The organism is Microbacterium sp. USTB-Y (assembly GCF_023703415.1).
Classification (GTDB): Bacteria; Actinomycetota; Actinomycetes; order Actinomycetales; family Microbacteriaceae; genus Microbacterium.
Window position 1 is genome coordinate 250,190 of sequence record NZ_JAGMTU010000004.1, and the last position, 21,758, is coordinate 271,947.

Consider the following 21,758-nt stretch of genomic DNA (forward strand, 5'->3'; position numbering starts at 1 on the left):
CCGCCCGCTCAGCCGTCCGACGCGGCGTCCCGGTTCTCCGGGGCGCCGCGTCGCCGTTTCCGGCCGCGGCGCACGAGGGTCACCGCGACGGCGATGACGGCGACCACGGCGGGCACCAGGAGCGCGGCGCCCGCGAGCAGGAGCAGCCCGATCGTGCACACCGAGGCGACCACGGCCATCCACCATCCGGGGGTGCGCCGCGGGAGGATCCTGATCGCGGCGATCATGCCGACCGTGTACACGGCGACCATGCTCGCCGTGTGGATGAGGATGAACGGCTGCAGGTCGAACCCCGTCGCCCAGGACACCGCGAAGTACGCGAGCACGAGCGTCATCGACAGCAGCAGCGCACGCCGGGGAACCGCGCCGGACTCGGCGCCGCGGGCGAACCACCGCGGCAGGTCGCCGTTCACGGCGAGCGACGCGCCGAGCTTGCCGAACGCCGCGAGGTAGACGTTGAGCACGCCGAGCGCCACGACCGCCGACACGACGCCGATGAGGGCCGGCGCCGCGCGCACACCGCCCGCCTCGGCGAGGTCCAGCAGCACGACGTCGCCGCGCCCCGATCGCTCCCCCAGCGCTCCGACCGTGACGATCTGCAGCGCCAGATAGCTCCCGCCCGCGAGCACCAGCGTGATCGCGGTCGCCAGCGGGATGGTGCGCCTCGGGCGGGCGAACTCGCCGGAGATGTGCGTGCCCACCTCCCAGCCCGCGAAGGCCCACACGAACATCACGATCGCCGTGCCGACGCCGCCCCAGCCGTGCGGCAGGAACGGCGTGAAGCTCTCCGGGCGCACGGCGGGCGCGGCGACCGCGACGACGATGACGACGATCGCGAGCAGCAGGCCGGTGAGCACGAGCTGGAGCCAGCCGGTGAGCCGCACCCCGAACAGGTTCGCGACGAACGGCACAACGAGGAATCCCAGGGCGAGCCACGGGATCGCCGCGCGGTCGATCCCGACGACGGTCGCGATGTACCGGGCGCCGAGGACGGCCACGACCGGGCCGCCCGCGGCCACGCCGAAGAGGAACCAGTAGCCCGTGGCCCGCGCCGCGGTGGGTCCGAGCGCGGTGCGCGCGTAGCTGGCGACGCCTCCGGGGTCGGGATGGCGCGCCGCGAGGGCGGCGAACGCGCCGGCGAGCGGCACGGCGAGCAGGGTGATGACCCCGACCGCGACGAGGCTGGCGGGGCCGGCGGTCGCGCTCGCGAGCCCGGGCAGCACCAGGAGCCCGGTGCCGAGCACGGACGCGAGATACAGGGCGATGCCCTGCGCGAGACCGAGCCCGGACGGCGCACCCGGCTGCGCGAGGCCGCCGAGATCGGTGCCGTCCGATCCCTCGGCGGGACGGAGTGCGGTCATGCCCTCACCCTAGGGAGGGGGCCGGACATTCAGTACCAGATGGTGAGCGCAGGCGCCGCGGCCGTGCCGAACGCGTCCTGGATCGACGCCGCCGCCTCCGCCGATGCGGAGATCCGCCCGGCGGCCCACAGCGCGATCGCGCTCACGCCGCCCAGGTACAGCGACGACAGCGCGTCGACCCCCAGCTCCACGTCCGGGGCGTCCGACGTCGCCTCCACGACCGCGTCGCCCTCCGCATCGACCCGCAGCCGCCAGGATCCCTCGGCGAGCCCGAGCGGATCCGTCACCCGCAGCACGAGATCGACCGGGGTGCGGTAGGCGCGCGCGGCGAGCGCCGCGGGGACGTCCAGGATCCGGAGCCAGCCGTGGTCGTGGACGGTCGTCTGCACGGCGCGCTGGTCGGCGACGAGCCAGGGCAGCGGATCGTCCAGCGGACGCAGGTCGGCGTGCACCGTGCGGATCAGATCGTGGTTCAGCGCGAAGGCCCAGAGGGCGCGCAGCGCCTCCGGGGTCTCTGCGTCGAGGTGGCGGATCGCGAGATCGGCGCCGAACTCGTCGGGGAGCATGTCGAGCGTGTAGGCCAGCACACCCCGGGTCACCCCGTCGGCGTCGACGGCCCTCACTCCGCGGACTGCCCGGGACCGCTCGTCCCCCGGCGTGAGTCCCGCCATGCGCAGCCAGCGCAGCGGCCACCCCGGGACATCGCCGGCCCGGCCGAGACGGGCGCGCTCGTGCACCTCGTCGAGGGCTTTCCTGAGGGCCTCCGGCTCGAGGTACTCGACCGTCGGGAGTGCGTCTGTCACCGGCAGCCGGATGCCGCCGGCGCGCCGGGCGTCGACGCGCAGGTGCGCGACCGGGATCGCGGGGCCGAAGCCGTAGCGCCCGTAGATCGTCGCCTCGGTGGCCGTGAGCCCCGCGATGGGAACGCCCGCGGCGGCCGCGGCGCGCAGCTCGCCCTCCAGGAGGTTGCGCGCGATGCCGCGCCGACGGTGGGTGGCCGCGACCGTGACGATGCTGATCGCCCACATGTCCACGTGCGCGCCGGGAGCGCCCGGCACCGTCATGGGCGTCACCCAGGAGTCGACGGTCGCCACCGGGAGCTCGATCCCCGGGGCGTAGACGCCGATGTTGCGCCGGAGCGCCATCATCTCGCCCATCAGGCGGATCGCGTCGTCGTCGGGCTCCTTGTCCAGGAAGCCCCTCGCGTCGGCACGGGCGAACCCGCGCAGCTGCGCCGGATCCGCCACATCGACCACGCGGTAGTCGAGCTGGGACGCGCTCAGCCGCTCCCGCGAGAGCGCGTCGACGGGGATGTCACGGGCGTCGAGGTCTGCCATGACCTCAGCCTAACCACGGCCGACGACGCGGCGTCGGCCTCCCGGCGCGGTGGGATGCGTCAGTGCGCGGCGGCCTGCACGGCCCGCAGGCGGGCGAGCACCTGATCGCGCAGCTCCTCGGGCGCGGTCTCCTTGCACGCTCGCGACACGACCTCGGTCAGCGTGGTGGCGACCAGCGCCTCCTCGGCGCAGGACGGGCAGTTGTCGAGATGCTCGCGGATGTCGGAATGCTCCGTCTTGCACATCTCGTTGCGGAGGTACTCCTCCAGGTCCTGCCGCGCCTTGGCGCATCCGCAGTCCGTCATTTCGTGCTCCTCGTGCCGGCCGCGGCGATGCCTCGCTCCGCGGCGTAGTCCGCCAGCAGCTCCCGCAGCATGCGTCGCCCGCGGTGCAGGCGGCTCATGACGGTGCCGATGGGGGTCTTCATGATGTCGGCGATCTCCTGGTAGGCGAAGCCCTCGACGTCCGCGAGGTACACCGCCAGCCGGAAGTCCTCCGGGACCGCCTGCAGCGCCTCCTTGACCACGGAGGCGGGCATGCGGTCGATCGCCTCGGCCTCGGCCGAGCGGCTGTGCGAGGCCGTGGTCGACTCGGCGCCGCCGAGCTGCCAGTCCTCGAGCTCGTCGATCGTGCCCTGATAGGGCTCGCGCTGCCGTTTGCGATAAATGTTGATATAGGTGTTCGTCAGGATCCGGTAGAGCCACGCCTTCAGGTTGGTGCCCTGAGTGAAGCTCGACCACGAGGCGAACGCCTTCACGAAGGTCTCCTGCACGAGGTCCGCGGCGTCGGCCGGATTGCGCGTCATGCGCATGGCGGCGGCGTAGAGCTGATCCATGAAGGGGATCGCCTGCTCCTCGAATTCCCGGCGCGCGGAAGACTCCGCGTCCGGCTGCGCGTCCAGCGGTGCCTGATCGTTCATCGCCAGCCAGTCTAGGCCGAAGACCTCCCCGGGCACCCGCTCGAGCGTCGCCAGCATGAACCCGTCCTTCTCCGTCTTCCCGCGGCCTCCGATCGGAGCCCTTCAGTAGGGTAGGAACCGATGAGCGCTTCGACGTATTCCCCCGCACCCCGCGGCCGCTGGATCGCGCCCCAGGCCACCGGCGCCGTGGACGCCCGGCTGCACGTGCCGGGATCCAAGTCGCTCACGAACAGGGAGCTCGTCCTCGCGGCGATCGCCGACGGCCCGGGGCTCGTCACCGCTCCCCTGCACTCGGACGACTCCGCACGCATGATCGACGCCCTGCGCGCCCTCGGGGTCGGCGTCGAGGAGCAGCCGGGATCGGGCGGGTTCGGGCCCGACCTGAGGATCTCCCCCGCGCGTCTGCGCGGCGGCGCGACGATCGACTGCGGCCAGGCCGGCACCGTCATGCGCTTCATCGCCCCGCTCGCCGGGCTCGCGGACGGCGACGTGCTGATCACCGCGCACGAGACCGCGCTGCACCGTCCGATGGGTGCGATGATCCACGCACTGCGCGACCTCGGTGTCGACGTCGAGGACCACGGCAGCTGGTCGCTGCCGTTCACGATCCGCGGGCGGGGCCACATCCGCGGGGGCCGCGTGGAGATCGACGCCTCCGCGTCCAGCCAGTTCGTCTCGGGCCTGCTGCTCGCCGCGCCCCGCTTCGACGTGGGCCTGCACCTGGTGCACACCGGCGCCCGGCTGCCCAGCATGCCGCACATCGACATGACGGTCGAGACGCTGACCCGACGCGGCATCAAGGTCTCCCGGCCGGCCCCGGGCGAATGGATGGTCGAGGCCGGCGTGCCGCGCGCCCGCGAGATCGCGATCGAGCCCGATCTCTCCAACGCGGCCCCCTTCCTGGCCGCGGCTCTCGTCCTCGGCGGCGAGGTCTCGATCTCGGGCTGGCCCGCCCGGTCCACGCAGCCCGGGGCACTGCTGCCGGAGCTGCTCACCCCCCTCGGTGCCGAGATCCACCGCGCGGGCGACGTGCTCACGGTGCGCGGCACCGGCGCGATCCGCGGCGGCGAGTTCGACCTGTCCGAGGCAGGCGAGCTCGCCCCCACCTTCGTCGGGCTGGCCGCCCTGGCCGACGGGCCGACCACGATCACCGGGATCGGGCACATCCGGCTGCACGAGACCGACCGGATCGCCGCGCTCGCCGGCAACCTGCGCGCCCTGGGCGGCGAGGCGGAGGAGCTCGAGGACGGCATCCGGATCCTTCCCCGCGCCCTCCGCGGCGGCACCTGGCCGGCCCATCACGACCACCGCATGGCGACGACCGGAGCGCTCATCGGCCTGCGCGTGCCCGGCGTCGAGATCGACGAGATCGGCACCACCGCGAAGACCCTGCCCGAGTTCACCCAGCTGTGGACCCGCCTGCTGGCCGCTCCCGCGACGAGGAGCGAGACCGCGTGAGCTGGCTGGACGACGACGGCGACGACGAGCTCGACGACTTCGACGAGTCGCAGATCCGGACGCGTCCGAATCCGAAGGCCAACCGGCCGCGCACCAAGCGCCGTCCCGCGCACGCGGACGCCGAGGTCGGACGCGTGCTGGGCGTGGACCGCGGACGCTACGCCGTGCTCCTCGGCGAGGGGACCGACGACGAGCGCACCATCACCGCGGCACGCGCGCGCGAGCTGCGCCGCACCCCGATCGTCACGGGCGACGCCGCGCGCGTGGTCGGAGACCTCACCGGCGAGGAGGGCACGCTCGGCAGGATCGTCGGAATACTCGACCGCTCCTCGCTGCTGCGTCGCAGCGCGGACGACACCGATCAGGTGGAGCGCGTCATCGTCGCGAACGCTGACCAGATGCTCATCGTGGTCGCCGCGGCGGATCCTGAGCCGCGTGAGCGGCTCGTGGACCGCTACCTCGTCGCGGCGCTCGACGCCGGGATCCGCCCGCTGCTCGTCGTCACCAAGACGGACCTGGCCGATCCTTCCGAGTTCCTGAAGCACTTCGACGGCCTCGATCTGCAGGTCTTCACGAGCGCTCAGGGCGAGATGCCCGTCGACGAGATCGGGGCGGCGCTCATCGGGCACTCCACGGTGTTCGTCGGGCACTCCGGAGTCGGCAAGTCCACGCTCGTCAACGCCCTCGTCCCGGGCGCCGGGCGTGCGACGGGCCACGTGAACGAGGTGACCGGGCGAGGCAGGCACACCTCCTCCTCGACGGTGTCGCTGCGCTACATCGCCCCGGAGCTCAGCCCCGGCACGCCCCTCGGCTCGGGCTGGGTCATCGACACCCCCGGCGTGCGGTCGTTCGGGCTCGGTCACGTGGATCCGCAGAACATCCTGGCGGCGTTCACCGAGCTCGCGACGATCGCCGAGAACTGCCCGCGCGGCTGCACGCACCGTGCGGACGCCGAGGACTGCGCGCTGAACGAGGCGGCCGCCGACGGCGCCCTCGGGGACGCGGGGCTGGCGCGGCTGGAGTCGCTGCAGCGGCTGCTCGCGACCTTCGCCGACAAGCTCTGACGGCCGACGCCCGGCGCCCGGGCCCCGTGCCCTGTGTCCCGTGCCCCGTCGACCCGACAACTGACCGCGAGACCGAACCTGCGTCGCGAGACCGCGTGATTCCGCCTCGGTCTCGCGACGCAGGTTCGGTCTCGCGGTTGGTGGATCCGGGTAGCCTGGACGGGTGACTGAGCAGCGCCTCGAACCCGGAAACACCGCCCCCGACTTCACCCTGCAGGATCAGGACGGCGCGTCCGTCTCCCTGCACGACCTGCGCGGCAGGAAGGTGATCCTGTACTTCTACCCGGCGGCGATGACGCCGGGCTGCACGACCGAGGCCTGCGACTTCCGCGACAGCCTGTCGTCGCTGCAGAGCGCGGGGTACGCCGTCCTCGGCGTCTCCCGCGACGAGGTCGCGAAGCTGAAGAAGTTCGCCGAGCGCGACGGGCTGTCCTTCCCCCTGCTCAGCGACGCCGACCTCGCCGTGCACCGCGCCTACGGGGTGTGGGGCGAGAAGAAGAACTACGGCAAGGTCGTCCAGGGCGTCATCCGCTCGACCTTCGTCATCGACGAGGACGGGGTCGTCGAGCACGCGCTGTACAACGTCAAGGCCACGGGCCACGTGGCCCGGATCCGCAAGCTGGTCGGGCTCGCCGCCTGACCGCGCCGCTCAGTCCTGCGCGGCGTCGCCGTGCCCGCGGGCCTCGGCCCCGGCGCGGCGCGTCAGCAGGAACAGCATCACGACGCCGAGCGCGGCGGGGATCAGCAGGGCCAGCACGAACGTCGTCGGGAACGGCCGGATGCCCACGGCGCTGAGCGCGACCGCGATCGCGAGGATCTGCACCACCATGCCCCCGCTGCGCCCGAAGGAGCGCTCCCGCAGCACGCCGTAGGCGAGCGCGCCCAGCCCGACGGCCCCGACCGCGCTGAGCCCGATGAGACCGAGCGCCGACGGCAGCGAGGTCGCAGTGCCGGAGCTCAGGCCGAACACCTCGACGAGCGTGACGACGAGCAGGGCGAGCGCCTCCAGGGCGAGCAGAGTCGCGGCGGCGATGGTCAGTCTCGACGGGCGCATACGGACTCCTGGGGATCATCGGGGGCGACAGCGGTTCGCTCGCGGTTCCCCTGCCGTTCACACCCGGTCCAGAAAAACCTTGATCGTTCGCCTTTCATGTAAGAGAATAGATCACAGCCATGTGCTCCCACAGCGGCGTGGGGCGAGCAACTGCTCGCATCACCAATGGGCGTCGGCCCCCGAACGCCGCCTACGAATTCCGGGCACGCGAACCTCGCGCACCCACGACATTTCCACACTGAGGAGCCCCCATGGATTGGCGCGACAAGGCCGCCTGTCTCACCGTCGACCCCGAGCTGTTCTTCCCCGTCGGGAACACCGGTCCGGCCGTCGATCAGATCGAGAAGGCGAAGGCCGTGTGCGCCCGGTGCACCGTCACCGAGGTCTGCCTGCAGTACGCCCTCGAGTCCAGCCAGGACTCGGGCGTCTGGGGAGGACTCAGCGAGGACGAGCGCCGCGCTCTCAAGCGCCGCGCCGCCCGCGCCCGCCGCGCCGGCTGATCCGCCGCGCCCGCGGACCGAGCCACAGGGCAGCCGAGGGCCTCGGCTCGTTCCGCCGTCGCGGGCCCGCTGCGCCCGTGAGCCCCGTCTCGACTCAGCCGTTCACCCAGCGCATCGGGATGTCGATCGTCACGGTCGTGCCCTCGCCGTCGGAGCCCTCCCACACGATCGTGCCGCCGAGCTCGCCCTGGATCAGCGTGCGGATGATCTGCGTGCCGAGCCCCTGACCGATCCGACCCTCCGGCAGGCCGTGCCCGGTGTCGCGGACGATCACCCTCAGGTTCTCGTCGGTGCGCTGCGCCTCGATCGTGACGAGGCCCTCCTGACCGGCCAGCCCGTGCTCGACCGCATTCGTGACGACCTCGGTGAGGGCGAGCGCGAGCGGCGTCGCGTACTCGCTCGGCAACACGCCGAAGCGCCCGGTCGACTGGGTGCGCGCCCGCGTGTTGGGCGCCGACGCCACCTCGGCCACGAGCTTGAGCACGCGCGCGAAGACCTCGTCGAAGTCGACCTTCTGCGCCAGCCCCCCGGCGAGCGTGTCGTGGACGACCGCGATCGACTCCACCCGGCGCATGGCCTGGGTGAGCGCGTCCCGCGCCTCCTCCGAGTGGGTGCGCCGGGCCTGGATCCGCAGCAGCGACGCGACGGTCTGCAGGTTGTTCTTGACGCGATGGTGGATCTCGCGGATCGTCGCGTCCTTCGTGATGAGCTCCTGCTCCTGGTGGCGCAGCTCCGACACGTCGCGGCAGAGCACGATCGCGCCGATCCGCGTGCCGTGGTCCTTGAGCGGGATCGCCCGCAGGGACACGGTGACCCCCCGCGCCTCCACGTCGGTGCGCCACGGCGCGCGTCCCGTCACCACCACGGGCAGGGACTCGTCGACCTGACGGGACGGCGGGATGATCCGCGTCGTGACCTCGACGAGCGACTCCCCCTCGAGCTCCTCGTCGAAGCCCATCCGGTTGAACGCGCTCAGGGCGTTCGGGCTCGCGAAGGTCACGACGCCGTCCACGTCGATGCGGATGAGACCGTCCGACGCTCTCGGGGCGCCGCGGCGCGGTGAGGTCGGCGCGGAGAGGTCGGGGAACTCGCCCACCGAGATCATGCCGAACAGGTCGTCGGCGGCCTCGTTGAAGGTGATCTGCTGACGGGAGGGCGTGCGCGCCTCGCCGAGGTTCGTGTGCCGGGTGAGCACGCCGATCGGCCGCGCCCCCTCGCCGTCCCTGCCGCGGACGCGCACGATCGGCACGGCGCGCACCCGGGTCGGCGTCTCCTCGAACCAGTCCGGGTTGGCGGAGTCGACGATCTCCGCGGTGTCGAAGGCGCCCTGCACCTGGGTGCGCCACTGCGGCCGCACCCGCTCCCCCACGATGTCCCGGTAGAACAGCGTCGCCGCGCCGCTCGGGCGCGTGTGCGCGACGGCGATGAAGGAGCCCTCGGCCGTCGCGATCCAGATCACGATGTCGGCGGAGGCGAGGTCGGCCAGCAGCTGTCCGTCGCCGGCGAGACGATGCAGCCACTCGACGTCTTCGTCGTCGAGGCAGCCCTGGGCCTGGGCGAGATCACTGAGAGTCGACACCCTGACAGCCTAAGGTGTCGACGAACGCGCTCCCTCCGCGCGACGCCCCGCGCGCGGAGGGCGGTCAGAGGATCGCCAGCGACGTGGCCCGCCAGCGCCGGTCCAGCCCCTCCAGGCGCACGGCCACCGCGCGCGTGCGCCCCGGCGTCTGCACGATCAGCGTCGCCTCGACGACGCCGTCGGCGGGCTCGGACACGTGCGTGGAGAGGATCCGGAAGACGGGACGAGCCGGAGCGACGCCGCGCGCACTGCGCGCCCGGGCGGAGAGGTTCGCTCGCGCCGTCAACGCCACGAAGGCCTCCTCCGTGAGCCAGCGCGCGAGCTGGTCGGTCTCCCGCACACCCGCGAGGACCTCGAGCACGCCGCGCGTCAGGCTCTGCAGCAGCGGGGTCGGATCCGGCAGGTCCGCGGTCGGCGTCGGCTGCCGCGCGAAGTCCTCGAACGTCACCATCGGCGTCCCCCCTCGGCACTCGAACATGGCGTGTCTGGCATTCGAGCACATCGGCGCACGGCTCGGGCGACGGCCGGCGAGGAATGTGGATAACCCGTACGCGGCGCGCGGCAGCCGCCTACGCTCGTCGCTATGGAATGGGATCGGCTCTTCGAGGATCTCGAGGATCAGATCGCCTCGGGGTGGGAGGCCGAGCGCGCGGCGCTCGACGCCGAGGCGGAGCGGCTGCGGATCGCGCGGCTCGATCTGCGCACCCGGCTCGGGGCGCTCGCCGACGAGGGGACCACGGTGACCGCGGTGCTCGCCGATGCGACGCGCGTGCACGGACGGCTGCGCGCGGTCGGTGCGGACTGGACCGCCGTGCAGCCGCAGGAAGGGGCCGGGCTGGCCCTGCTGCCCGCGCACGCCGTGGAACTGTGGTCGCTCGATCACGGGGCGCTCCTGTCCAGCGTCGGCGCCGCGCCGCTCTCCCCGCTCCGGGAGCGCATGACCTTCGGCTTCGTCGTGCGCGACCTCGCCCGACGCCGCGGCGGCGTCACCCTGCGCACACGCTCCGGGACGCTGCTGACGGGGACGATCGACCGGGCGGGAGCCGACCACCTCGACCTGGCGCTGCACGACGCCGGCGCCCCTCGCCGGGCACGCGCGGTCACGGGTTTCCGCATGGTGCCGTTCGCGTCCGTGCTCATGATCGGCGCCGACGCACCGGCGAGCGGGCCGGCCTGAGCACGACGCCCCGGGCTACTCCCCCCGGCGGAGCGGCGGACCCCACAGCTCGGGGAAGCTCGCCGCGTTCGCCTGCCGCCACAGCGCCCGGCGCCGGGCGTCCTCGGCCTGCTCCGCGAGGTAGTCGGAGATCGAGTCCTCCTCGACCCTCCAGGCGCCGGGGTCGCCGAGCCTGGCACCGCGGAGCCGCCCCTGCAGGATCAGCTCGACGACCTCGTCCGCCTGCACGCCGAGCAGCTCGGCGACCTGGGCGGGAGCGAGATGGCGCGGTGCAGCAGCGGATGCGTCGGGCATGCACCCATTGTGCTCCGCGCACGCCCGTGGATGATGCACCACCCGGGGCTGTGGACAACTTCTCCGGCGCGGATCCGGAATCTGTGACCATGTCCCCATGCGCACCCCACGAACAGGCCGACGCCCTTGGACCGATCTGCGATTCTTCATCGGCCTCCTGCTGATCGTGCTCTCCGTCGCCGGGGTGTGGCTGGCCGTCGGCGCGGCGCGGCAGACCAGCCCTGTCCTGCAGGCGGCGCGCACGATCGTGCCCGGCGAGCCGCTCACCTCCGCCGACGTGCGCGTGGTCGAGGTGATGCTGGGGACCGCGCGGACCGGCTATCTCACGCCGGCCACGCTCCAACCGGGTCTCATCGCGACCCGCACGATCGCCGAGGGCGAGCTCGTGCCGTCCTCCGCCGCGGCCGACGCGGATCAGGGGCGCACGACGTCGGTGGTCGTGCGCAGCACCGTGCCGGTCCCGGCGTCCGTCGAGACCGGCACGGTCGTGGAGGTGTGGGCAGCCGACCCGCGAGACGACGGGAAGGGCTTCGCGGAGCCCCGCGTGCTGCTCTCCGACGCCGTCGTCGCCTCCGTCGGCCGCGACGACGGGCCGCTCTCGGCGAATGCGACCACGCTCGAGCTCGTCGTCAGCCGGAGCACGGTCGGCGAGGTCCTCACCGCGCTCACCGGCGGAGCCTCGCTCTCCGTGGTCCCGGTCGGAGCCCGCTCGTGACCGCGGTGGTGCTGGCGGTCGCCCGCGAGAGAGCCGATGCGCTCGCCGACGAGCTGGAGCTCGCAGGCATCGAGGTGGTCTCGCGGCTCACGCCCGAGCGGGCGGCCGGACTCGCGCCGCACGCGGAAGAGCTGCGCGCCGCGGACGCCCTGCTGATCCCCGCGGACCGCGCCTGGCTCAGCGGAGCGCTGCGCGACGCCTGCGATCGCGCGGGTGTGCGGATCCTGACGCTCGGCGACGGCCCGACCGCCGCACGGATCGCCCGACGGCACGGCCTCGGCGCACCGCTGCCCGCCTCCGCGAGCGGCTGGGATGTCGCCGATGCGCTGCTGCCGCGCGACGACGGCGGCTCCCTCCGGGATGCGGCGGATGCCGCGGATCCGCCCGCGAGCCGTCTCATCGCCGTCTGGGGCCCGCACGGCGCGCCGGGACGCAGCACGGTGGCCGTGCAGCTGGCGGCGCTCCTCGCGGCGCCCGACCGCGGCGTCTCCCTCGTCGACGCCGACACGCACGCGCCCGCGATCGCCCTTCTGCTGGGTCTCACCGACGACGGCCCGGGGATCGCCGCGGCCTGCCGTCGCGCAGAGCTCGGGCTCCTCGACGCGGCGGAGCTCAGCCGCCTCGCGACTCCGGTCGAGACCGCGGCAGGCGCCGTCGACGTGCTGGTCGGGATCAACCGTCCCGCGCGCTGGCCCGAGCTCACCGCACCCCGGCTGCACGGCGCTCTCGAGGCGTGCCGGCAGTGGAGCGCGGTCACCGTGGTCGACGTCGCCGCCTCGCTCGAGGCCGACGAGGAGATCGTCAGCGACCTCGAGGGTCTGCGACGCAACACCGCGACGCTGACGGCGCTGCGCTGCGCCGACCGCATCGTCGCCGTCGCCTCGGCCGACCCGCTCGGCATCGCCCGCTTCGTCCGCGGCTACGCCGAGCTGCGGGCCGAGATCGGCGAGGCGCCGGTCACGGTCGCCGTCAACAAGGTGCGCCCCGGCCCGCTCGGCATCGATGCGCGCGGTCAGATCCGGCGGGCGCTGGACCGGTTCTCCAGGATCCGCGACGTGCACTTCCTGCCCTTCGACCCGCGCGCTCTCGACGCGGCCGCGCTGCACGCCCGCCCCGTCGCCGATGTGTCGGGGCGGGCGGCCTTCACGGTCTCGATGCGATCGCTGGCGGCGGCGCTGCTGCGCGACGAGCAGCCCCCCGCCGTCACGCGCAGAGCGCGACGCCGGGGGCCGCCACCGCGTGATCCGCAACGGGATCACTGCCGATAGCTCGCGAGGAAGTTGCCCAGACGCTCGATCGCCTCGGTGATCACCCGGGGCTCCGGCAGCGTGACGACGCGCAGATGGTCCGGCGTCGGCCAGTTGAACCCGGTGCCCTGCACGAGCAGGATCCGCTCCGCGACGAGCAGGTCGTAGATGAGCTTCGCGTCGTCGTGGATCTCGTGCACCTCGGGGTCGAGGCGGGGGAACGCATACAGCGCGCCGGCGGGCCGCACGCAGCTCACCCCGGGGATGGCGGACAGCCCTTCCCAGGCGGCATCGCGCTGCAGATGCAGCCGGCCGCTGGGGGCGATCAGCGACTCGATCGACTGCACCCCGCCGAGCGCCGCCTGCACCGCGTGCTGCGCCGGCACATTCGGGCAGAGCCGGGTCGAGGCGAGCAGCGTGATGCCCTCGATGAACCCCTTCGCGTGCTGCTGCGGGCCGGTGATGACGAGCCAGCCCGAGCGGTAGCCGGCCACGCGGTAGGTCTTGGAGAGCCCGTTGAAGGTCAGGCAGAGCAGGTCGGGGGCAAGGGTCGCGGTGGGGATGTGCTGCGCGTCGTCGAAGAGGATCCGGTCGTAGATCTCATCCGAGAGCAGCAGCAGGTCGTTCTCGCGCGCCACCTGCACGATGCCCTGGAGCACCTCGCGCGAGTACACGGCGCCCGTGGGGTTGTTCGGGTTGATGATGACGATGGCCTTGGTGCGCGGGGTCACCTTGGAACGCAGATCCTCCAGATCCGGGTTCCACCCGTTCTCCTCGTCGCACAGGTAGTGCACCGGAGTGCCGCCGGCGAGGCTGGTCATCGCGGTCCACAGCGGATAGTCCGGGGCGGGGATGAGCACCTCGTCGCCCTCGTCCAGCAGCGCCTGCATGGTCATGGTGATAAGTTCCGAGACGCCGTTGCCGAGGTAGACGTCCTCGGGATCGACGAGCGGGAATCCCTCGACCTGCTCGTAGCGGCTGACCACCGCCCGGCGGGCCGAGACGATGCCCTTGCTCTCGCTGTAGCCGTGGGCGCCGGGCAGCGTCGCGAGCATGTCGCGCACGATCTGCTGGGGAGCCTCGAAGCCGAAGATGGCGGGGTTGCCCGTGTTCAGCTTGAGCACCGAGTGACCTGCCGCCTCCAGCCGCGCCGCCTCGACCAGCGCGTTGCCGCGGATCTCGTAGAGGACGTTCTTCAGCTTGGACGACTGGTCGAAGGTACGTGGCATCTCGAAAGCCTATCCGCCGATCGATGCCCTGCCGTGCACACCGGGGCGCCGAAAGGGCCACGCACCGTCGATTGGACCGCGCCGGAGCGACCGGCCTTCACGCCCTGGCGCGGCGCGCTTCGACATGAGCGATGCGTGCCCGTCGGCTGCTCTCCACGTGGGCGGCGGCGAGGGCCGCCGCGCGCTCGCCGTCGCGCGCCTTGATCGCCTCGAAGAGCTCGCCGTGCTCCTCGCTGAAGTGCTGCAGATCGTCGTGCTGCGAGAGCGCCCAGCGCAACCGGCTGCGGATGCCCTTCATCATGTCGCTCAGCAGCTGGTTCTCCGCGAGGTCCGTGACAATCTCGTGGAAGTCGGCCGCGGCCCGACGGGATCCGATCCCGTCGCCGACGCGCGCACCGCTCTGCTCGGTCTCGATCGACTGCTGCAGGCGCGCCAGCCCGTCCCGCCGGTACCGTTCGGCGGCCAGCCGGAACGCCAGGGGCTCGAGCACGGCGCGCACCTCGTCGAGATCGGCGAGATCCGCGTCCGTGAACTCGCGCACCACCGCCCAGGTGTGCGGACGCAGTTCGACGAGTCCCTCCGCCACGAGCACCTTGAGCGCATCGCGCACCGGCACCCGGCTCACGCCGAACTCGGTCGCGAGGTCGCGCTCGATCAATCGGCTGCCGGGGGCCCGCACCCCGTCGAGGATCGCGTCGCGCAACCACACCGCGATCCTCGTGGATTCGAGCTGACGTTCTTCCGTGCTGGTCACGGGCCTATTCTTCCATCGAGAGTCGCGCCCTCCGCGACCATGGTGCGGCGACGGCGCGCCGGTCAGCCCGCCGGGGACTCGACCCAGCGGATCCCCTCCTTGAGCGAGGGCACGATCTCGGTGCCGATCGTGCGGGCGAGGAGGTCGTCCAGTCGGTCGAGGGGTCCGATGAGCGCGCGGCCGCCGGCCCGCGCGACACGGATCGCGGCGTCGATCTTCGGCTGCATCGACCCTTCGGCGAAGGCCATCGCCGCCACGGCGTCCGCCGACGCGGTGTGGATGTCGCGCTGCTCCGGCGTGCCCCAGTTCTCGCTGACGTAGTCCCCGTCGGTCAACATGATCAGGGTGTCGGCCTGGATGTCCTCGGCGAGCGCGGCGCTGGCCAGGTCCTTATCCACGACCGCCTGCACGCCGATGTGGCGTCCCCGGGAGTCGATGCGCACGGGCACCCCTCCGCCGCCGACGCAGACCGCGAGGCTGCCGGCTTCGAGCAGGCGGCGGATCAGCGGAGCCTGCACGATCGAGAGCGGCTGGGGCGAGGGCACGACCCGACGGAAGGCGTTCCCGTCCTTGGCGATCGTCCAGCGGTACTCCGCGGCGGCCTCGGCGGCGTCGTGCGCGGAGTACTGCGGGCCGATCAGCTTCGTGGGTCGCACGAAGGCGGGGTCGCTCTCGTCGACGACGGTCGTCGTGATGATGCCGGCGACCTCGCGCTCGCCGGCGAGCGCGTTGGAGAGCTCCTGCTGCACGACGTACCCGATCATGCCCTGGGTCTCGGCCCCGAGGATGTCCAGCGGATAGGCGGCGACGTCCTGATAGGCGAGGTTCTGCAGCGCGAGCAGGCCGACCTGCGGTCCGTTGCCGTGCGTGATGACGACCTCGTTGTCACGGGCGAAGGGCGCCAGCGCCTCGCACGCCGCCTTCACGTTGGCGCGCAGGTATTCGGCCGTCATCGGCTCGCCCCGACGGGCGAGGGCGTTGCCCCCGAGTGCGACTACGACACGCATCTGGTTTCTCCCTCATGCTGAGGCCGCGGACGCGACCGGTAGGTGATTCAGGAATGGTACTCCATTTCAAACAATGGTATACACGAGAGAGAACATGTGACCATCCTCCGACGCCGTGGACCACGGCCCGCGGAGATCCCGGAGAGAACACGATGCCCCCCGTCGCCACCCCCGTCGCCGTGCGCGCGCTCAGCTGGGACGCTGCACTCGAAGACACGCTCCCGAGCGGCGAGGACGGAGCATCGCTCCGTTCGGTGCTCACCCGCGTCCGCCCGGTGCCGCAGGCGGCATCCGCTCCGCTCCACCGGGTGCACTCCGTGCACCGCCGAGCCGTGAACCTGCACATCGCCGATGAGCTCGTGGCGCTCGTCTCCCCCGAGCTCGACGACGCGCCGGCCACGGTGCGGGTCCCCGTCCACGACTGGACGACGCTGCCGGTGCGGCCCGGGGACGAGGTGTGGATCGGATCCGACGGACTGCGGATCGAGACGGCGCTCGGTCCGGTCGCGGTCCTCACCGCTCCCGCCCGCCGCTGGCTCCCCGACGACGTCTGCCTCTGCAGCCTGTCGCCCGCACAGCTGCGACGCGCGGACGAGATCATCGGCCGCACCCCGGCGCCCTCCGCGCTGACCGCGTTCGGCCGGATCGCGGCCCCGCTGCTGGCCGAGCACGCCGACGCCTTCGAGACGGCCCTGCGGCACGGCGACCCCTCCGGGATCACGCAGGCGGCGATCCCTCTCCTCGGCCTCGGCGAAGGCCTCACGCCGTCCGGGGACGACGTCCTCACGGGCGTCGCGTTCCTGAGCGCTCAGCGCGGGATGCGATTGCACGCCGCCCGGGCCTCCCTCGCCGCCGCCGTCGACCACGCGGGCGCTGCGCGGACGACGCCGCTGAGCACGGCGACCATCCGGCACGCCCTGCGCGCCCGCGCCCCGCAGCGACTGCACGCCCTCGTCCAGGCGCTGCGCGACGACGACGCCGTGCGCCTCGGCAGCGCCGCCGCGCACGTCGCGGCGATCGGACACACCTCCGGGTCGGACATGCTCACGGGCGTTCGCCTGGCTCTGCGCACCGAGGCGGCCCTGCGCACCGCACCCCTCCCCGCGACGCCGGCGTCCGGGAACGTCCCCAAGGAGCACGTGTGATGACCAAGACAGCACCCGCGGAGAGCAGCACCTCGGAGTTCGAGCACGAACCCGTGCCGCAGAGTCACCGGAAGTCGCTCTTCACGGTCTCGGCCGTGTGGTTCGGCTTCCCCATGATCCTCACGAACGCCGTCCCCGGCGGTCTCGTCGTCGCGATGCTGGGATTCTGGCCGGGCGTCGGCGCGATCCTCACCGCGAACGCGATCATGTTCGTCTACGTGAGCCTGCTCAGCTGGCGTGCCGGCCGCACCGGCAAGAGCTTCTCGCTGCAGGCGACGGAGACCTTCGGCACCGCCGGTTATGCGATCGCCTCCGGGTTCCTGTCCACCGTCGTCGTGGGATGGTTCGCCTTCAATACCGGCGCCACCGGAGACAGCCTGAGCACCGCGTTCGGCTGGAACGAGACCCTGATCGCGGGGCTCGCCGGCCTCGTCTTCATCGCGGTGACCTACCTCGGCATCCGTGCCCTGTCCGTGCTCGGATCCATCGCCGCGCCGCTGTTCATCGCGGCCGTCATCATCGCGATCACCATCGCGGCGCAGAACCACGACTTCTCGGCCGTGTTCGGCTACCACGGCGTCGGCGGCGGGGCGATGTCGTTCGGCGTCGCGGTCACCGCGATCATGGCCACCTTCGCCGACTCCGGCACGATGACCGCCGACTTCACGCGCTGGGCGCGCAACGGCAAGGAGGCCGTGATCGCCACGGTCACCGCGTTCCCCGTGGCGAGCCTGGTCGCGCAGCTCAGCGGTGCACTGTTCGTCGCCGCCGGCGCGATCGCCGAGCCCGCCGTCAACGGCGGCAACTTCGCACCGATCCTCACGAGCACCCGCAACCCGCTGCTCGATGTGTTCCTGCTCCTCTTCGTCGTGATCAACCTCGGATCCGTCTGCACGCACTGCCTCTACAACGGCGCCCTGGGCTGGTCGCATCTGACGCGTTCGAAGATGCGGGTGCTGACGCTGATCCTCGGGGTCATCGGCACTCTCGTCGCCGTGCTCGGCGCGTGGCACTACTTCGTGAACTGGCTCGTCCTGCTGGGCGTGCTGGTGCCTCCGCTGGGCGCCGTGCTCATCGCCGATCAGATCATCCTCGCGAAGCGCAACGCGGGTCGCGCGCCGCAGCGGTTCCGCCTCACCGCGCTGCTGGCCTGGGCCATCGGTGCCGGCGCGGCGCTACTCTCGCACTTCTTCGCGCCTGTGCTGAGCGACGCCGTCGTCGGTCTGGTCGTGGGCTGCCTCGCCTATCTCGCCCTCGAGCAGATCCCCCGCTCGCAGGCCCCTCTCGCAAAGGAGACGAACCGATGACCGCTTCGATCGGCGCCGATGAGCGCTACCTCGCGGCAGCGGCGTCCGGCGACCTGGACGGCGTCCGCGCCGCCCTCGCCGACGGCGCGGACAAGGACGCGCAGGACCGCGAGGAGGCCTCGGCCATCCTGCACGCGGCACGCGGCGGTCACCTGGCCGTCGTGCGCGCTCTCATCGCAGAGGGAGTCGACATCGATGCGCAGGATCAGACATGCTCCAACCCGTTCCTGTACGGATGCATCAACGACGACCTCGAGCTCGTGCGGACCATGGCCGAAGCGGGCGCCGACCTCAAGCGGCTGACCCGGATGGGCGGGAACGGGCTCACCCCCTCGGCGGAGAAGGGCCATCTCGAAGTGGTCCGCTTTCTGCTCGAGAACACCCGCATCAACGTCAACCTCACCAACAACCTGGGCTGGACGGCCCTGATCGAGACGATCATCCTCGGCGACGGCGGATCCGTGCGCCAGCAGATCGTCGAGCTGCTGCTCGCGCACGGCGCCAAGCCCGGGATGCCCGATCCGTGGGGCGTCTCTCCCGCCGACCTGGCTCGCGAACGCGGATACGACGAGATCGTCGCGATCCTCGAGCGTCCCCGCGCCTGAGACCCCCGAAAGGAACACGATGACCAGACACATCGAAATCAGGAAGAACACCTACCTCGACTCGGTCTCGCTCATGTCCATGAGCACCAAGGCGAACGCCGTCGACGGCGTGACCCAGGCGCTGCTCGGCATGGCCACACCGATGAACAAGGAAGTGCTGCGCAACGTCGGCGTCCAGGATCCGGCGATCGACGAGGCCCGTCCGAGCGACCTCATGATCGTCGTCGACGCCTCGGACGACACCATCGCGGCGGCGATCCAGGCGGTCGACGACATCCTCGCGCGCAAGGACAAGAGCGCCGCCGGCACGGCCGAAGTGCGCTACCGCACCCTCGACGGCGCGTTCGCCGAGGTCCCCGACAGCAACCTCGTGCTCATCTCGGTGAACGGCGCCTTCGCCGCCCGCGAGGCGCGCAAGGCGCTGAACGCCGGGAAGCACGTGATGATCTTCTCCGACAACGTGTCGGTGGACGACGAGCGGGCCCTCAAGACCCTCGCGCACGAGAAGGGGCTGCTGGTCATGGGCCCCGACTGCGGCACCGCGATCATCAACGGCACCGGCCTCGCCTTCGCGAACGCCGTGCGCCGCGGATCCATCGGCATCGTGGGCGCCTCCGGCACCGGCAGCCAGGAGCTGAGCGTGCGGATCCACGACTTCGGCGGCGGCGTCTCGCAGCTGATCGGCACGGGCGGACGCGACCTCAGCACCGAGATCGGCGGCATCTCCATGATCGACGGCATCGCCGCCCTCGACGCGGATCCGGAGACCGCGGTGATCGTCGTCGTCTCCAAGCCCCCGGCCGAAGAGGTCGCGGACAAGGTGCTCGCCGCCGCCGGCGCCGCGTCCAAGCCCGTCGTGGTGACCTTCCTCGGGTCCACCCGCACCTCCAGCGGCTACGACAACGTGACGCTCGTCGCCGGCACCAAGCCGACCGCGATCGCGGCCGTCGTCGCGAGTGGCGTCGACGAGTCCACGCTCGACACCCATCCGCTCAACCTCGCCCTCATCGCGGAGGTGCGCGCCAAGCTCGCACCGGAGCAGACCTACGTGCGCGGACTGTTCTGCGGCGGCACGCTGTGCGACGAGGCGATGTTCGCGGCCCTTGCGACCTACGACGACGTGTACTCCAACATCCAGAAGGATCCGGCCCGCGTGATCGGCGCGACGGACGCCTCCCGTGCCCACACCTACCTCGACATGGGCGACGACGATTTCACCAACGGGCGCCCGCACCCGATGATCGACCCGACGCTGCGGCTGCAGCGCCTCGTCCAGGAGGCCGACGACCCCACCGTGGGCGTGATCGCGATGGACTTCATCCTCGGCTTCGGCGCGCATGAGGATCCCGTGGGCGTCACGATCCCGGCCATCCAGGAGGCGAAGGCGAAAGCCGCCGCGCGCGGACAGCACCTCGAGATCCTCGGCTACGTGCTCGGCACCGACCGGGACACCCCGGCGATCGCCGACCAGATCGCGAAGCTCCAGGCGGCCGGCGTCACGATCGCCTCCTCCTCCACCAACCTCGGGCTGCTGGCCCGCGAATTCGTCGCGAAGGGTGACCACTGATGAGCGTCAACGACCTGTTCGGATCCGCACTGAAGCCGGTCAACCTCGGCCTCGACATGTTCGCCGAGGACCTCGCGGCGCAGGGCGTCAGCCCGGTGCTCATGGACTGGACTCCCCCGGGCGGCGGCGACCCCGAGGTCATCGCCGCGCTCAGCCGGCTCGAGGACCCGGCCGTCGCGGCGAGGATCGATGCCGCCAACCAGGAGGCGCTGAGCCGCATCCTCGCCGCCCAGCCCTTCCTGGAGGGCTTCGGACAGGCGATCGACGTCGTTCCCGGGATGACCGCGAAGACGATCCTGCACGCGGGCCCCCCGATCGAGTTCCCGCGCATGTCGGGGCCGATGAAGGGCGCCGTCACCGGAGCGCTCGTCTTCGAGGGGCTCGCCGCGGATCTCGACGAGGCGTTCGAGCTCGCCGCCTCCGGCGAGATCACGTTCTCGCCCTGCCACGAGCACCAGTCGGTCGGCTCGATGGCCGGCGTCACGAGTGCGAGCATGTGGGTGCACCAGGTGCGCAACCGCACGCACGGCAACCTCGCCTTCACCAACCTGTCCGAGCAGCTGTCGAAGATCCTCCGCTTCGGCGCCAACGACCAGTCGGTGATCGACCGCCTGAACTGGATGCGCGACGTGTTCGGCCCCGTGCTGTCGGGCGCCATGACGCTGAACCAGGACGGCATCGATCTGCGGCTGATGCTCTCCCAGGCGCTGCACATGGGCGACGAGGCGCACAACCGCAACGTGGCCGGCACGACGCTGCTCATCCAGGCGCTGGCGCCCTACATCCTGGAGACCGACTTCACCACCCGGGAGAAGCGCGAGGTCTTCGACTTCGTCGCCTCGTCGGACTACTTCTCCGGACCGACCTGGATGGTCACGGCGAAGGCGTCGCTCGACGCGGCGAACGGGATCGAGGACTCCACGGTCGTGACCACGATGGCGCGCAACGGCGTCGACTTCGGCATCCGCGTCTCGGGCACCGGCGGACAGTGGTTCACCGGCCCCGCCCAGCAGGTCGTCGGTCCGATGTTCGCCGGGTACACGCCCGCCGACTCCGGGCTCGACATGGGCGACTCCGCGATCACCGAGACCTTCGGCATCGGCGGGTTCGCGATGGCCGCCGCCCCCGCGATCGTCGCCCTCGTCGGCGGCACCGTCGACGAGGCCATGGGCTACTCGCGCACCATGAACGACATCACGACCGGGAACAACCCGAACATCACCATCCCCGCACTCGACTTCATGGGCGTGCCCACCGGCATCGACGTGCGCAAGGTGATGGAGACCGGGATCCTGCCGATCATCAACACCGCGATCGCGCACAAGGATCCGGGCATCGGCATGATCGGCGCCGGCATCACCCACCCGCCCGTCGAGGCGTTCCAGCAGGCGCTCGTCGCGCTCGCCGACCGCATCGTCTGACCCCGGAACGAAGAGGCC

General features: G+C 71.9%; 23 protein-coding genes. 12 read left to right on the top strand and 11 right to left on the bottom strand.

Translation table 11 applies throughout. The annotated features are described in order from the left end of the window. Positions 1–8 precede the first annotated feature (8 nt). Genes J8G10_RS11940 through J8G10_RS11955 form a run of 4 tightly spaced genes read right to left on the bottom strand, consistent with a single transcriptional unit; the run spans position 9 to position 3,674 of the window. Positions 9–1,361, bottom strand: coding sequence for an APC family permease (locus J8G10_RS11940; RefSeq protein ID WP_251444878.1), 1,353 nt, complete (start codon positions 1,359–1,361; stop codon positions 9–11). Between the two features lie 29 nt (positions 1,362–1,390). Continuing rightward, complete coding sequence (locus tag J8G10_RS11945; RefSeq protein WP_251444881.1) at positions 1,391–2,698, bottom strand: GNAT family N-acetyltransferase; 1,308 nt, start codon at positions 2,696–2,698, stop codon at positions 1,391–1,393. A 59-nt stretch (positions 2,699–2,757) separates the two neighbouring features. After that, positions 2,758–3,003 (bottom strand): mycothiol system anti-sigma-R factor, encoded by a 246-nt coding sequence (gene rsrA, locus J8G10_RS11950; protein ID WP_251444884.1) that lies wholly within the window; start codon positions 3,001–3,003, stop codon positions 2,758–2,760. Then, positions 3,000–3,674: a sigma-70 family RNA polymerase sigma factor gene (locus J8G10_RS11955; protein ID WP_374208776.1), complete on the bottom strand. Its 675-nt coding sequence runs from the start codon at positions 3,672–3,674 to the stop codon at positions 3,000–3,002. The genes rsrA and J8G10_RS11955 overlap by 4 nt, the downstream gene beginning before the upstream one ends. A gap of 63 nt (positions 3,675–3,737) precedes the next feature. Between J8G10_RS11955 and aroA the strand changes: the two genes are divergently transcribed. The 3 genes from aroA (at position 3,738) to bcp (ending at position 6,779) form a co-directional block, all read left to right on the top strand. Next, positions 3,738–5,075, top strand: coding sequence for a 3-phosphoshikimate 1-carboxyvinyltransferase (gene aroA, locus J8G10_RS11960; RefSeq protein WP_251444887.1), 1,338 nt, complete (start codon positions 3,738–3,740; stop codon positions 5,073–5,075). Next, entirely contained in the window at positions 5,072–6,139 is a 1,068-nt protein-coding gene (gene rsgA, locus J8G10_RS11965) for a ribosome small subunit-dependent GTPase A (protein ID WP_251444890.1), read from the top strand. Before aroA ends, rsgA begins: the two co-directional genes overlap by 4 nt. 163 nt (positions 6,140–6,302) lie before the next feature. After that, positions 6,303–6,779, top strand: a complete 477-nt coding sequence (bcp, locus tag J8G10_RS11970) for a thioredoxin-dependent thiol peroxidase (RefSeq protein ID WP_251444893.1) — start codon at positions 6,303–6,305, stop codon at positions 6,777–6,779. A gap of 9 nt (positions 6,780–6,788) precedes the next feature. On the opposite strand, the gene J8G10_RS11975 is transcribed toward bcp, so the two are convergent. Continuing rightward, complete coding sequence (locus J8G10_RS11975) at positions 6,789–7,193, bottom strand: hypothetical protein (RefSeq protein WP_251444896.1); 405 nt, start codon at positions 7,191–7,193, stop codon at positions 6,789–6,791. Positions 7,194–7,444: 251 nt separating this feature from the next. Between J8G10_RS11975 and J8G10_RS11980 the strand changes: the two genes are divergently transcribed. Then, positions 7,445–7,693 carry a WhiB family transcriptional regulator gene (locus J8G10_RS11980; protein ID WP_045249333.1) on the top strand — a complete coding sequence of 83 codons (249 nt, stop codon included), beginning with the start codon at positions 7,445–7,447 and terminating at the stop codon, positions 7,691–7,693. 94 nt (positions 7,694–7,787) lie between these two features. Here the strand turns inward: J8G10_RS11980 and J8G10_RS11985 are convergent, their stop codons facing one another. Then, positions 7,788–9,272 (bottom strand): PAS domain-containing sensor histidine kinase, encoded by a 1,485-nt coding sequence (locus J8G10_RS11985; RefSeq protein WP_251444899.1) that lies wholly within the window; start codon positions 9,270–9,272, stop codon positions 7,788–7,790. A gap of 64 nt (positions 9,273–9,336) precedes the next feature. Continuing rightward, positions 9,337–9,723, bottom strand: coding sequence for an Rv3235 family protein (locus J8G10_RS11990; protein ID WP_251444902.1), 387 nt, complete (start codon positions 9,721–9,723; stop codon positions 9,337–9,339). A gap of 132 nt (positions 9,724–9,855) precedes the next feature. On the opposite strand from J8G10_RS11990, the gene J8G10_RS11995 reads away from it, so the two are divergent. Then, a complete protein-coding gene (locus J8G10_RS11995; protein WP_251444906.1) occupies positions 9,856–10,449 on the top strand; it encodes a hypothetical protein in 594 nt (197 codons plus the stop codon). Between the two features lie 15 nt (positions 10,450–10,464). Here J8G10_RS11995 and J8G10_RS12000 read toward each other — a convergent pair whose 3' ends face one another. After that, the gene (locus tag J8G10_RS12000) at positions 10,465–10,743 is read right to left on the bottom strand and encodes a helix-turn-helix domain-containing protein (RefSeq protein WP_251444910.1); all 279 of its coding nucleotides are present in this window, start codon (positions 10,741–10,743) and stop codon (positions 10,465–10,467) included. Positions 10,744–10,840: 97 nt separating this feature from the next. Between J8G10_RS12000 and J8G10_RS12005 the strand changes: the two genes are divergently transcribed. Then, positions 10,841–11,458 carry an SAF domain-containing protein gene (locus J8G10_RS12005; protein WP_251444913.1) on the top strand — a complete coding sequence of 206 codons (618 nt, stop codon included), beginning with the start codon at positions 10,841–10,843 and terminating at the stop codon, positions 11,456–11,458. Continuing rightward, a complete protein-coding gene (locus J8G10_RS12010) occupies positions 11,455–12,726 on the top strand; it encodes a P-loop NTPase (protein WP_251444916.1) in 1,272 nt (423 codons plus the stop codon). The genes J8G10_RS12005 and J8G10_RS12010 overlap by 4 nt, the downstream gene beginning before the upstream one ends. On the opposite strand, the gene J8G10_RS12015 is transcribed toward J8G10_RS12010, so the two are convergent. The 3 genes from J8G10_RS12015 to J8G10_RS12025 all read right to left on the bottom strand — a co-directional run bounded on the left by J8G10_RS12015 (position 12,714) and on the right by J8G10_RS12025 (position 15,695). Then, entirely contained in the window at positions 12,714–13,934 is a 1,221-nt protein-coding gene (locus J8G10_RS12015) for a pyridoxal phosphate-dependent aminotransferase (protein ID WP_251444920.1), read from the bottom strand. The genes J8G10_RS12010 and J8G10_RS12015 overlap by 13 nt on opposite strands. 97 nt (positions 13,935–14,031) lie before the next feature. Beyond that, entirely contained in the window at positions 14,032–14,688 is a 657-nt protein-coding gene (locus tag J8G10_RS12020; RefSeq protein WP_251444923.1) for a GntR family transcriptional regulator, read from the bottom strand. A gap of 62 nt (positions 14,689–14,750) precedes the next feature. After that, positions 14,751–15,695: a carbamate kinase gene (locus J8G10_RS12025; RefSeq protein ID WP_251444926.1), complete on the bottom strand. Its 945-nt coding sequence runs from the start codon at positions 15,693–15,695 to the stop codon at positions 14,751–14,753. Positions 15,696–15,847: 152 nt separating this feature from the next. Here J8G10_RS12025 and J8G10_RS12030 point away from each other — a divergent pair, with 152 nt between their 5' ends. Genes J8G10_RS12030 through J8G10_RS12050 form a run of 5 tightly spaced genes read left to right on the top strand, consistent with a single transcriptional unit; the run spans position 15,848 to position 21,740 of the window. Continuing rightward, positions 15,848–16,840, top strand: coding sequence for a DUF2877 domain-containing protein (locus tag J8G10_RS12030; RefSeq protein WP_251444928.1), 993 nt, complete (start codon positions 15,848–15,850; stop codon positions 16,838–16,840). After that, a complete protein-coding gene (locus J8G10_RS12035) occupies positions 16,840–18,147 on the top strand; it encodes a cytosine permease (RefSeq protein WP_251444931.1) in 1,308 nt (435 codons plus the stop codon). The genes J8G10_RS12030 and J8G10_RS12035 overlap by 1 nt, the downstream gene beginning before the upstream one ends. Beyond that, positions 18,144–18,752 (top strand): ankyrin repeat domain-containing protein, encoded by a 609-nt coding sequence (locus J8G10_RS12040; RefSeq protein WP_251444934.1) that lies wholly within the window; start codon positions 18,144–18,146, stop codon positions 18,750–18,752. The genes J8G10_RS12035 and J8G10_RS12040 overlap by 4 nt, the downstream gene beginning before the upstream one ends. A gap of 19 nt (positions 18,753–18,771) precedes the next feature. Then, positions 18,772–20,319, top strand: coding sequence for an acyl-CoA synthetase FdrA (gene fdrA, locus J8G10_RS12045; protein WP_251444937.1), 1,548 nt, complete (start codon positions 18,772–18,774; stop codon positions 20,317–20,319). After that, entirely contained in the window at positions 20,319–21,740 is a 1,422-nt protein-coding gene (locus tag J8G10_RS12050) for a DUF1116 domain-containing protein (protein ID WP_251444940.1), read from the top strand. Before fdrA ends, J8G10_RS12050 begins: the two co-directional genes overlap by 1 nt. Positions 21,741–21,758: the final 18 nt, after the last annotated feature.

Excerpts from the sequence above, each read along its gene's own strand:
- J8G10_RS12015 (WP_251444920.1), bottom strand. The coding sequence starts at position 13,934 with ATGCCACGTACCTTCGACCAGTCGTCCAAGCTGAAGAACGTCCTCTAC.
- J8G10_RS11955 (WP_374208776.1), bottom strand. The coding sequence starts at position 3,674 with ATGCTGGCGACGCTCGAGCGGGTGCCCGGGGAGGTCTTCGGCCTAGAC.
- J8G10_RS11995 (WP_251444906.1), top strand. The coding sequence starts at position 9,856 with ATGGAATGGGATCGGCTCTTCGAGGATCTCGAGGATCAGATCGCCTCG.
- J8G10_RS12005 (WP_251444913.1), top strand. The coding sequence starts at position 10,841 with ATGCGCACCCCACGAACAGGCCGACGCCCTTGGACCGATCTGCGATTC.
- J8G10_RS12040 (WP_251444934.1), top strand. The coding sequence starts at position 18,144 with ATGACCGCTTCGATCGGCGCCGATGAGCGCTACCTCGCGGCAGCGGCG.
- J8G10_RS12030 (WP_251444928.1), top strand. The coding sequence starts at position 15,848 with ATGCCCCCCGTCGCCACCCCCGTCGCCGTGCGCGCGCTCAGCTGGGAC.
- J8G10_RS11975 (WP_251444896.1), bottom strand. The coding sequence starts at position 7,193 with ATGCGCCCGTCGAGACTGACCATCGCCGCCGCGACTCTGCTCGCCCTG.
- J8G10_RS12025 (WP_251444926.1), bottom strand. The coding sequence starts at position 15,695 with ATGCGTGTCGTAGTCGCACTCGGGGGCAACGCCCTCGCCCGTCGGGGC.
- J8G10_RS12035 (WP_251444931.1), top strand. The coding sequence starts at position 16,840 with ATGACCAAGACAGCACCCGCGGAGAGCAGCACCTCGGAGTTCGAGCAC.
- fdrA (WP_251444937.1), top strand. The coding sequence starts at position 18,772 with ATGACCAGACACATCGAAATCAGGAAGAACACCTACCTCGACTCGGTC.
- J8G10_RS12000 (WP_251444910.1), bottom strand. The coding sequence starts at position 10,743 with ATGCCCGACGCATCCGCTGCTGCACCGCGCCATCTCGCTCCCGCCCAG.
- rsrA (WP_251444884.1), bottom strand. The coding sequence starts at position 3,003 with ATGACGGACTGCGGATGCGCCAAGGCGCGGCAGGACCTGGAGGAGTAC.
- J8G10_RS12050 (WP_251444940.1), top strand. The coding sequence starts at position 20,319 with ATGAGCGTCAACGACCTGTTCGGATCCGCACTGAAGCCGGTCAACCTC.
- aroA (WP_251444887.1), top strand. The coding sequence starts at position 3,738 with ATGAGCGCTTCGACGTATTCCCCCGCACCCCGCGGCCGCTGGATCGCG.
- J8G10_RS11945 (WP_251444881.1), bottom strand. The coding sequence starts at position 2,698 with ATGGCAGACCTCGACGCCCGTGACATCCCCGTCGACGCGCTCTCGCGG.
- J8G10_RS11990 (WP_251444902.1), bottom strand. The coding sequence starts at position 9,723 with ATGGTGACGTTCGAGGACTTCGCGCGGCAGCCGACGCCGACCGCGGAC.
- J8G10_RS11980 (WP_045249333.1), top strand. The coding sequence starts at position 7,445 with ATGGATTGGCGCGACAAGGCCGCCTGTCTCACCGTCGACCCCGAGCTG.
- J8G10_RS11940 (WP_251444878.1), bottom strand. The coding sequence starts at position 1,361 with ATGACCGCACTCCGTCCCGCCGAGGGATCGGACGGCACCGATCTCGGC.